Below are 8,704 nucleotides of genomic sequence, written 5' to 3'. Positions count from 1 at the left end.
ACGTCGTCGTCGGGGCCGACACTGACGATCTCCTCGCTGCAGATCTCGCCGACGGCGGTCCGCTCGGGGTCCTTGCCCTCGGCCAGGACGCGTACGACCAGGTCCCGGTCGGTGGCCACCCCGCGCAACCGGCCGTCGTCGGTGACCAGGACGTCGCCGATGTCCGCGTCACGCATCCGGCGGGCGGCGTCGTGGACCGACCCCCTCGCCGACGGTGACCGGCCCCTCGGTCGTGATCTCCCGGATCTTCTGTGACATGAGGTGCTCCGTGGGTGTGGGCCGGCCGGTGCTGTGGCTGCCGGCCGGGCGGGGGTCAGTGGATCGCTTGTCTGCGATCCAGGATGTCGGTCACCTCGCGGTCGGAGACCTGCGAGAAGTCCTCGTACCAGATGCCCACCGCGTGCAGGTACCGGTGGGACTGCAGGCAGACGATCTGGTCGGCTTCCTGGCGCAGGTCCTCGGCGGCCCGTGCGTCGCACACCGGGACGGCCAGGATCCGCTGGGCGGGCTGCTCGCCGCTGATGCGGCGCAGCGCGGCGCGGGCGGTGACACCGGTGGCCAGCCCGTCGTCCACCAGGATCACCGTGCGGTCGCGCAGGACCGGTTGGGGCCGGCCGTGGCGGTAGAGGTGTTCGCGGCGGTGCAGCTCGGTCCGTTCCCGGGCGACGTCGGCCGCGAGTTGGTCGCGGGTCAGGTCAAGGATCCTCAGGGCGCGCTCGTCGAACAGCGGCGGATCGTCGCCCACGATCGCTCCGATTCCCGCCTCGGGCTGGCCGGGTACGCCGATCTTGCGGGCGACCAGCACGTCGAGCGGCGCGTCGAGGGCGCGCGCCACCAGGTCGCCGAGGGGTACGCCGCCCCTGGGAAGCGCCAGCACGATCGGGTCGGCCCACTCCTGCGTGTCTCTGAGTTCCGCCAGTCGGGAAGCCAGTTGCCTGCCCGCGTCTTCTCGGTCTTTGAACCGCATGGCGCTCTCTCTCCTTCCCCCTCTCTCGACTTCCGCTCGCTCGGCGTCGTCACATGCCGGTGGGGCAGGTCGCCTCCTCCGTCATGTCCGCGGGCGCCGTGTCGAGCGGTACCAGCGCGGTGGTCCGGTCGAGGAAGCAGAACGCGTCGTAGCGCTCGGCGAGCACGGTGGGCACGTAGTTGCCCCACCTCTCCTGTTCGGGCCGGTAGACCACCCCGGTCGCCCGGTGGTCGAGCGCCTCGTGCCGCCAGTCGCCGCGGCGCCGGGGCGGGCTCCCGGAGGGAACAGGGCGGATTCGTTGGGCAGGGGGCCCGGTGCAGCGGCTCTTCCAGGCTGCCGGTGCGCGCTGGAGGCACGCGCACCGTCCGGACGCGGCCGCCCCAGGGGTCGGCCGCGGTCACCGTGCCCTCGTACGAGCCGAAGCCCTCGGCGGCGTGGCGCTCGCGTACGGGCTGCCCGACGTTGACCACGCCGGCGCATGTGGGACGGCGCGCGGGCGTGAGCGATCCGCTCCAGCAGCGGGTCGAACGACTGCCCCGCGATCAGTGGGAGGTCGGTGCGGTCGGCCCCGTCGAGTGTGGCGCCGCTCATCGCTGCCCCTGGTCCGCCTGCTCCGCCCGGTCCGCGTGGTCGCCTCCGGACGCATCGGTTCCCGGATGCAGGAACCAGTGCCGGGCGAGGTCCGCGACCTGTCCCAGGGCGCCCGGCTCCTGGAACAGATGGGTCGCGCCCGGGACGACCTCGATCCGGTGCGGTACCCGGAGCCGCTCGGCCGCCTCGCGGTTGAGCCGCAGTACGTCCTGGTCGAATCCACCGACGATCAGCAGCACGGGTGCCTGGACGCGCTCCAGGGCGTCGTCGCCGGCCAGGTCGGGCCGACCGCCCCGGGAGACGACGGCCCCCACCCGCTCGGGGCGCTCCGCCGCCGCCCGCAGCGCGGCCGCGGCGCCGGTGCTCGCGCCGAACAGGCCCACGGGCAGGCGTCCGGTGTCGGGCCTGGTGGCGAGCCAGTCGACGGCGGCGACCAGGCGGGAAGTGAGCAGGCCGATGTCGAAACGGTGCTCGGCCGTCGCCAGGTCGGTCCGCTCCTCCTGCTCGGTCAGCAGGTCCAGCAGCAGGGTCCCGAGCCCGGCGCGCTGGAGTCGCGCGGCGACCGTTCTGTTGCGCGGGCTGTGCCGTGAGCTGCCGCTGCCGTGGGCGAAGACGACGACCGTTCCCTGCGAGGGCACAGCCAGATCGCCGGCCAGCGCCGATCCGTCGGCGGGTACAAGGACCTCTTCCGGTATCACGGTGCCTCCTCCCGCGCCCCGCTCCGTCCGCTGTCCGGCGCCTGCCCATGGCGCCTGGGACGAAACGGGCGGATTCGCGGCGCTCAAACCTGCCCCATCCGCTTTTCCTCCTGTTGGCCTACCTCCATTGGCCTCTTCGGACGCGGGGCACTCTCATGGAGTACGGGCGGCCGTTTCCCGACCGGCCGCACAGGATAGAGAGGCACGCCCATGTACGAGATGCGCGCCGAATCCACCCTCGATCGGAGCGAACTGGTCTGGCACGTCCTGGCCAAGGACCGGGCCGCCGGCACCCTGTGTGGGTGCCTGCTGGCTCCGGCCCCCGCCGAACCACTCCCCGAACCGGCCGCGGAACGCTACTGCGCCCCCTGCATGAACGCATTCAGCGTCACCGTGGAAAGCCGCAGGCGCGAGGCGGCGGAGCACCGCAAAAGGGCGGCGGCCGCGTAACCAACCGGCTGGCGGATCGTTTCTCTGTATGTCGCGTCAGGTATATACCCCGCAACCCCCCGCGGCGTACGCGACCCGAAGGCCCTGAGAGCACCATCTCTCTCAGGGCCTTCGGCCTGCTACGGCGCAGGTTTAGCCCGTCGTGGGTCCGGACAGGCGCTGGTCGGGGAGTGTGTCCGCCGACAGGCACCGGGAAGGAGAGGAGGGGAGAGAGATGATCACCGAGATGGCACTGGAGCGGGTGGAGTTCACCTGTGGACGCTGCTGGTACGAGTGGAGCCTCGACTACGACGTCCAGCAGTACAGCGACGACGACGCGGGCGGCCGCGTCTGGGAGTACTTTTCGCGCGACGGTATCCCCGTGGCCTCCCCGTACACGCCCGCCGGCGCCCCGCCGTGCCCGGTGTGCGGCAGGCGCTGGGTGGGCCGCCTGCTGGCCCGCAGGCCCATTCCCGCACCGCCGGGTCCGGCCCGTACACCGCGCCAGGAGATCACCGACGCGGCCGGCCACCGCCCCGAACGGCGGAGCGCGCCCCTGCTCGGGGCCGGGGCGCACACCCAGCCGGAACAGACGGGGCCACCTGACGAGAGCGCGGCCCACGTCTCGGCGCCGCGGGCCGGGTGACCGGCACACGGGGAGAGCCATGGCCGAGCTCCGTATCGACGGTGACGATCTCGTGGTCCGCCTGGCGTGGTGGGAGAAGGCGGCGGCACGGCGGGGGAACATCCGCGTTCCCGTGGAGGCGGTGGCGCGGGTCGCCGTCCAGCCGGACTGGTGGCGCGCGCTGCGCGGCGTACGGGAGGACGGTCTGCTCATCGCGGGCACCGTGTGCGTGGGGACGTGGCGGCACGCGGCCGGCCGGGACTTCTTCGCCATCCGGCCGCGCCTCCGCCGCGCCGTCGTCTGCGTCGACCTGTGGCCGCGGCCAGGGGTCGCCCTCTCGCGCATCTGCGTCAGCAGCCCGCAGGCCGAGCGGTCGGCCGCGTCGGTGAAGGCGGCAGCGGGAGGCGAGGTGGAAGGGGAACGGGGGCGCTCACCGTAGTGAGCGCGCCCGCTTCATTCGCCGTCCGGTCCCTTCCATTCGACCCGGTGCTTGCGGGGATCGGCCGGGTCCTGCTCCGTCGGGTGGTCCAGCCGGCTCGCCTCGTCGGTGTCCGCCGCCCGAGTTCCCTGGTCGGGCTTCGCACCGGACCGGGGCCGGTCGGCGTGCGGCTTGCGGTGCCGCGCCTCCTCGCTCTCGTCGTCCAGCGGCACGCCTCCGGCGCCACCTTGGTCGTCCATGACAAGACCTCCTCCGTACGCGACTGTCCGGACCCCGCTCTACAGGCCGCTGCCTCGTTCCCTGGTCTCCTCGGCCTCCCTTACGCGCTCCGCGTCGGCCGGCGGCGCCTGGGATCCTGTTCCGACCCGGGACGGCTCTCCGGGCTCGCGCCCGTGCTCGTCGATGGTGCCGCCTTCCTGCTGGAGCCGGGGATCCGTCCGGAACGGACGCCGGGGCTCCTTTTCTGTGCCGGCCATGCCAGACCTCCTGCTCGGCAGGGTTGACGTGCGCCTACCCCGGCGCGGCACCGACACACACGGGGAGTACGTCGGGTAGCGGAACGACGACCACAGCGGTGGCGGCGGCCGGGGAGTGCGGGTACGGGCGCGCCCATCGCGCCGAGGGGGAGTCCGGCAGCGGCCGCGGCTGCCGCAAGCGAGCCGCCGCCGCGTGGGCAGGGCCGTGGCCGCCGGTGGGGGCGGGGCGCGTGGCCGTCCTCGCCCCGGGTCCGGGGCGGGAGGTCGCGGACCGGGCGACCCTGCCGGTTCCCCGATCCTGTGGGCCTGTGGGCGGCCAAGGCGTACGTGATCCTCGCCCCGGCCCCGGGAGGCCGGTGCGGCCACCGCTCGTGCGGTCTTCGACCCGGTGCGGCGGGACCTGCCGCGCACCCGGTCGGGGTACGTCCGCCGGGTGGGGCTCGGGGGCCGGGGCCCTGGCGCGGAGTTCCGCGTCGGTCGGGCAGGGCCGCCCGGTCAGGTGGCCGTCAGGGTCGCCGCGCCGAAGGAGACGTCGAAGCGGTCGCACCAGATCGTCACGCTGGTGTAGTCGGCGAGGTTCACGTCCGCGGGGACCGCGTAGTTCTGGTCGCCCTTGTTGCCCTTGAGCTTGCCCAGGCTGACGTACTTGCCGTCGTCGAAGACGTGCCAGCCGGCCTCGCCCTCCTTGACGGGGGCGTCGGTCAGCCATACCCGCAGGTCAGGGCCGTTGCTGGTGTCGAGGTTCTCCAGGCGGAGCGTGTGGGAGCCGTCGGGGAGCCGGATGAGCTTCACCGTGCCGGTGGTGGTGTGCTCGTGGCTGATCAGCGTGCCCTGGGAGAGCGCCTGCGGCCCGGACGGGGCGCTCGGCCGCGGGGCCGCCGACTCGGTGGGCGCCGGGGACACCGCCGGGAGGGCCTCGCTGACGGTGTCGTCCTGCCAGATCTTCCACGGCTGGAACCAGTAGAGCCCGGCGCCCAGCGCCAGGAGGGCCGCCGCCAGCACCCCGCCCACGAGCCTGCCGCGCCGTTGTGTCCGTGTCACTGCCGTTGCCTCCCTGGGGTGTCCGTCCCACGCATTCAACGCGGTCGGCGTGCTGGGCGCCATGGCGAAGTGGTGACGAAAGGCTTACGTTCGCCGCGTTGAGCAGCCTCGGCCGCTCAGCTCTCCACGCGCGTACGCAGACGGCCGCGCGCCGCGCGCCGGGTCAGACGCCGCTGTTCCCGGTCCGCCCAGCGCCTTACGCGTTCGGGGTCGAGGGGAATGCCGTGTCCGACGTGGAGTCTGGTGGGGCCCAGGGCGAGCATCTCGCGCAGGCTGGCGAGGTTCCGCAAAGGGTCGTCGTGGAAGGGCGGGTTCGCCGGCTTTCCGGGGACGAGGCCCATGAAGGAGTTGGCCACGAGGTCACCCGCGACGAGGTCGCCGTCGTCGGTGAGGACGGAGACGGAGCCGGCGGTGTGTCCGGGCGTGGGCATGATGCGGGCGGAGATCCCGAAGTCGTCCAGGTCCGTCTCCCCCTTGATCAGGATCTCCGGTTCGAAGGGATCGGCCCGGACGTGGAGCTTCTTGTTCCGGTTCATCAGGAGGCCCATGGGACCGGTCGGCAGGTACGGCGTGCGGGGCCGGCCGGTACGAAACGGTTCGAGGTCGGCGACGTGGCCGGCGATGGGGGCTCCGGTGAGCCGGTGCAGCTCCGCGGCCGAACCGTAGTGGTCGATGTGTCCGTGCGTGATGACGATCAGGGCGAGATCGGCGGGATCGACCCCGTGCCGGGCGACCTGCTCGTGGATCGTACGGGCACTGCCGGGCGTACCGGCGTCGATGACGACGGGGCGGCGCCCGAGGAGCAGATAGGCGTTGATGGCGTGCTTGCCGAGGAGCGGTATCGGGATGATCTTCGTGTGGGACATGGCGTCCTTCGGATCGGCCTACTAGTGGAAGCGGCGGCGGTATTCGGCGGGGGTGGTCGACAGCCGGCGCTGGAAGCAGCGGTGGAGGGTCTTCACGGATCCGAGGCCGCTGGCGGCGGCGACCTGTGGGAGGTCCCGGTCGGTCTCTTCGAGGAGGCGGCGGGCGGCCTCCAACCGGGCCGACTCCACGTAGGCGGCGGGGGTGGTGCCGGTGCGCTGACGGAACAGCCGGGAGAAGTGACGCACGCTCAGGTTCATCCGCGCGGCGAGCGCCTCGGCGGACAGGTCCTCGGCGGGGTGTTCGGCGATCCACCGCCGCAGCTCCTCCACGCGGTCGCCGGCGGGAACCTGGAGGGACAGCGGCACACTGAACTGGCTCTGCCCGCCGGAGCGTTTCACGTACATGACCATCATGCGGGCGCCGGCCAGGGCGAGCGCCTGGCCGTGGTCCTCGGCCACCATGGCCAGGGCCATGTCCATTCCCGAACTGATACCGGCGCAGGTCCACATCCGCCCGGAGCGGATGAAGATGGGGTCCGGGTCGACGTCGATCGCCGGGTGGTCGGCGGCGAGCCGTGCGGCGGTGAGCCAGTGGGTGGTGGCGGGCAGGCCGTCCAGCAGGCCCGCCGCGGCCAGCATGTGGGCGCCGGCGCAGACGGAGCCGGTCCGGCCGGCCCGGGGAGCCGCCCGGCGCAGCCACTGCGTGACCGTGGGGTCGACGACCGCTTCGACCTCCTCGCCGCGCAGGACGACGGCGCCGGAGACCAGCAGGGTGTCCACCCGCCCGGTCACCTCGTCCAGGGTCAGGTCGGCCATCACGCGGACACCGCTCGACGTGCGGATCTCGCCGCCGTCCGCGGTGGCGATCCGCACCAGGTATCCGGGACGGTCTTCGCCGGTCAGCCGGGAGGCGACGGAGAACACCTCGGCCGGTCCGGTGATGTCCAGGAGTTCCACGCCGGGGAAGGCGACGATGACGACGCGGTGCGGGGCGGGCGTGTGCGGTGCGGGCATGCACTGATCATTTCCCCCGGGCCACCGCGTCCGCAATGACGACCTTGTCTCAGATCCGGCCATCGGTCCCGGGGGGCTCGGCATGCGGTGCGCGGCTTGTCGGAGCACGCTGGTGCGGAGGCTGCCTGTCCCCGTCCGGCGGCACCGGCAGGAAGGACCGTCCACCATGTTCGCGAGGCTGAGCACCTACCAGGGATCGCCCCTTCCCGCCGAGGGGGATGTGAGCTCGAAGTCGGAGGCCATCGCCAGTCAGGTCCGCGAGGTGCCCGGTTTCCGGGGCGTCTACTACCTCGTGGACCGGGCCTCGGGCAAGGCCGTGTCGTTGACCTTGTGGGAGGACGAGCCGACGATGCGGGCGAGCGAGGAGCAGGCCGCGCGCATTCGCGAGCAGGCCGCTCAGCAGGAAGGCCAGCGGATCGTCTCGGTCGAACGCTTCGAGGTGGGATTCAGCCACCTGCAGCCGTGACCGCCGCGGGTGTCCTGGTCAGCCTTCCTGAGGGCGGCCGAAGAGGAGGTCGTAGCCCTCGGGCAGCTGGAGCAGGACGGCGCGCATGAGTTCGTCCCCGGCGGCGTCCGCCACGACGCTCAGAACAGCACTGACGTCCCATTTCGCTGTTTCCGTAGTGGCGCCCTCGATCCACGCGGCCGTCGCCCGGACGAACCTCTCGGCGCTCAGCGGTTCCGACGCCTGCAACGGGTTGAGCAGGATCAGGGCGAACGCTTCCGGCAACCGGGCGGCCAGTTCCGCCCGCACCTGACCGACGAGGTGTGCGCCCAAGAGCGCGATGACGACGCGGGCGGCATGTTCGGCCTCTTGCGGCGAGTCGTACGTCCCGCGCTCCTGGATCCGCGTCAGGAATTCGTCCCATTTCATGTGCACCACAGCTGCCCCCAGGGTTGGCTGTCGTCCGGCGGCCGGGCGACGAATCTGTACTATGTCACCTGAGCGATGACAATTTTATATGTCATCGCTTAGGTGACAAATATCCACGGCTTCCATGTCGGTCAGGTGGCCGTGCTGCCCTTGGTGCTGTCGTCGTCGACGATCTCGGCGTCGACGACCTCCTCCTCGTCCGGGCGCGTTCCCTGGCCGGGCGCAGGCCCGCCGCCATCGGGGGCGGACTCCCGGGCCTGGGCGTAGAGGGCGGTGCCGATCTTCTGGGCCGCCGCGCTCGCCCGCTCCAGCGCTGTCCGTATCGCCGGAACGTCCTCGCCCTTGAGCTTCTCCTTCAGCTCGTTGACGGCCGTCTCGACCTCGGTCTTGACGTCGGCCGGCACCTTGTCCTGGTTGTCGCGCAGCAGCCGTTCCGTCTGGTAGACGAGCTGTTCGCCGCTGTTGCGCGTCTCGGCGGCCTCCTTGCGGCGGCGGTCCTCGTCCGCGTGCTCCTCGGCCTCGCGGACCATCCGCTGGATGTCGTCCTTCGGCAGCGAGGAGCCGCCGGTGACCGTCATCTTCTGCTCCCTGCCCGTGCCGAGGTCCTTGGCCGTGACGTGCATGATGCCGTTGGCGTCGATGTCGAAGGAGACCTCGATCTGCGGGATGCCGCGCGGGGCCGGC

15 protein-coding genes and 1 pseudogene are annotated in these 8,704 nt (G+C 72.2%); 4 read left to right on the top strand and 12 right to left on the bottom strand.

Annotation, left to right across the window (positions count from 1 at the left end):
- The 5 genes and pseudogenes from ACWDYJ_RS35145 to ACWDYJ_RS35125 form a co-directional block, all read right to left on the bottom strand.
- Window positions 1-176: CBS domain-containing protein (locus tag ACWDYJ_RS35145; protein WP_451569668.1), on the bottom strand; the 176-nt coding region annotated here is incomplete at its 3' end.
- A 137-nt stretch (window positions 177-313) separates the two neighbouring features.
- A complete protein-coding gene (locus ACWDYJ_RS35140; RefSeq protein ID WP_451569665.1) occupies window positions 314-967 on the bottom strand; it encodes a phosphoribosyltransferase in 654 nt (217 codons plus the stop codon).
- Between the two features lie 49 nt (window positions 968-1,016).
- A complete protein-coding gene (locus tag ACWDYJ_RS35135; protein ID WP_451569667.1) occupies window positions 1,017-1,262 on the bottom strand; it encodes an erythromycin esterase family protein in 246 nt (81 codons plus the stop codon).
- A gap of 19 nt (window positions 1,263-1,281) precedes the next feature.
- Window positions 1,282-1,437: pseudogene (locus ACWDYJ_RS35130) on the bottom strand (erythromycin esterase family protein); the annotation flags it as partial.
- Window positions 1,438-1,554: 117 nt separating this feature from the next.
- Window positions 1,555-2,256, bottom strand: coding sequence for a dienelactone hydrolase family protein (locus tag ACWDYJ_RS35125; RefSeq protein WP_451569664.1), 702 nt, complete (start codon window positions 2,254-2,256; stop codon window positions 1,555-1,557).
- Between the two features lie 210 nt (window positions 2,257-2,466).
- Between ACWDYJ_RS35125 and ACWDYJ_RS35120 the strand changes: the two genes are divergently transcribed.
- From ACWDYJ_RS35120 to ACWDYJ_RS35110, 3 genes are all read left to right on the top strand, one after another.
- Window positions 2,467-2,706, top strand: a complete 240-nt coding sequence (locus ACWDYJ_RS35120; protein WP_451569663.1) for a hypothetical protein — start codon at window positions 2,467-2,469, stop codon at window positions 2,704-2,706.
- A gap of 214 nt (window positions 2,707-2,920) precedes the next feature.
- A complete protein-coding gene (locus ACWDYJ_RS35115; protein WP_451569662.1) occupies window positions 2,921-3,331 on the top strand; it encodes a hypothetical protein in 411 nt (136 codons plus the stop codon).
- Window positions 3,332-3,350: 19 nt separating this feature from the next.
- Window positions 3,351-3,749 carry a hypothetical protein gene (locus ACWDYJ_RS35110; RefSeq protein ID WP_451569661.1) on the top strand — a complete coding sequence of 133 codons (399 nt, stop codon included), beginning with the start codon at window positions 3,351-3,353 and terminating at the stop codon, window positions 3,747-3,749.
- Window positions 3,750-3,763: 14 nt separating this feature from the next.
- Here the strand turns inward: ACWDYJ_RS35110 and ACWDYJ_RS35105 are convergent, their stop codons facing one another.
- The 5 genes from ACWDYJ_RS35105 to ACWDYJ_RS35085 all read right to left on the bottom strand — a co-directional run bounded on the left by ACWDYJ_RS35105 (window position 3,764) and on the right by ACWDYJ_RS35085 (window position 7,146).
- Window positions 3,764-3,988, bottom strand: a complete 225-nt coding sequence (locus ACWDYJ_RS35105) for a hypothetical protein (protein WP_451569660.1) — start codon at window positions 3,986-3,988, stop codon at window positions 3,764-3,766.
- A 39-nt stretch (window positions 3,989-4,027) separates the two neighbouring features.
- Window positions 4,028-4,225, bottom strand: a complete 198-nt coding sequence (locus ACWDYJ_RS35100; RefSeq protein ID WP_451569659.1) for a hypothetical protein — start codon at window positions 4,223-4,225, stop codon at window positions 4,028-4,030.
- Window positions 4,226-4,720: 495 nt separating this feature from the next.
- On the bottom strand, window positions 4,721-5,266 hold the full coding sequence (locus ACWDYJ_RS35095) for a DM13 domain-containing protein (RefSeq protein WP_451569658.1): 546 nt from the start codon (window positions 5,264-5,266) through the stop codon (window positions 4,721-4,723).
- Window positions 5,267-5,382: 116 nt separating this feature from the next.
- Window positions 5,383-6,132, bottom strand: a complete 750-nt coding sequence (locus ACWDYJ_RS35090; protein WP_451569657.1) for an MBL fold metallo-hydrolase — start codon at window positions 6,130-6,132, stop codon at window positions 5,383-5,385.
- A gap of 21 nt (window positions 6,133-6,153) precedes the next feature.
- Entirely contained in the window at window positions 6,154-7,146 is a 993-nt protein-coding gene (locus ACWDYJ_RS35085) for a GlxA family transcriptional regulator (RefSeq protein ID WP_451569656.1), read from the bottom strand.
- 166 nt (window positions 7,147-7,312) lie between these two features.
- On the opposite strand from ACWDYJ_RS35085, the gene ACWDYJ_RS35080 reads away from it, so the two are divergent.
- The gene (locus tag ACWDYJ_RS35080; RefSeq protein WP_451569655.1) at window positions 7,313-7,612 is read left to right on the top strand and encodes a hypothetical protein; all 300 of its coding nucleotides are present in this window, start codon (window positions 7,313-7,315) and stop codon (window positions 7,610-7,612) included.
- An 18-nt stretch (window positions 7,613-7,630) separates the two neighbouring features.
- Here the strand turns inward: ACWDYJ_RS35080 and ACWDYJ_RS35075 are convergent, their stop codons facing one another.
- The gene (locus tag ACWDYJ_RS35075; protein ID WP_451569666.1) at window positions 7,631-8,020 is read right to left on the bottom strand and encodes a DUF2267 domain-containing protein; all 390 of its coding nucleotides are present in this window, start codon (window positions 8,018-8,020) and stop codon (window positions 7,631-7,633) included.
- A 131-nt stretch (window positions 8,021-8,151) separates the two neighbouring features.
- On the bottom strand, window positions 8,152-8,704 hold a 553-nt coding region (locus tag ACWDYJ_RS35070), incomplete at its 5' end, for an Hsp70 family protein (protein ID WP_451569654.1).

The sequence above is a fragment of the Streptomyces sp. NPDC003042 genome (assembly GCF_053591315.1).
Note: the sequence above shows the minus strand (reverse complement) of the source record. Positions and strands in the feature narration are given on the sequence as shown.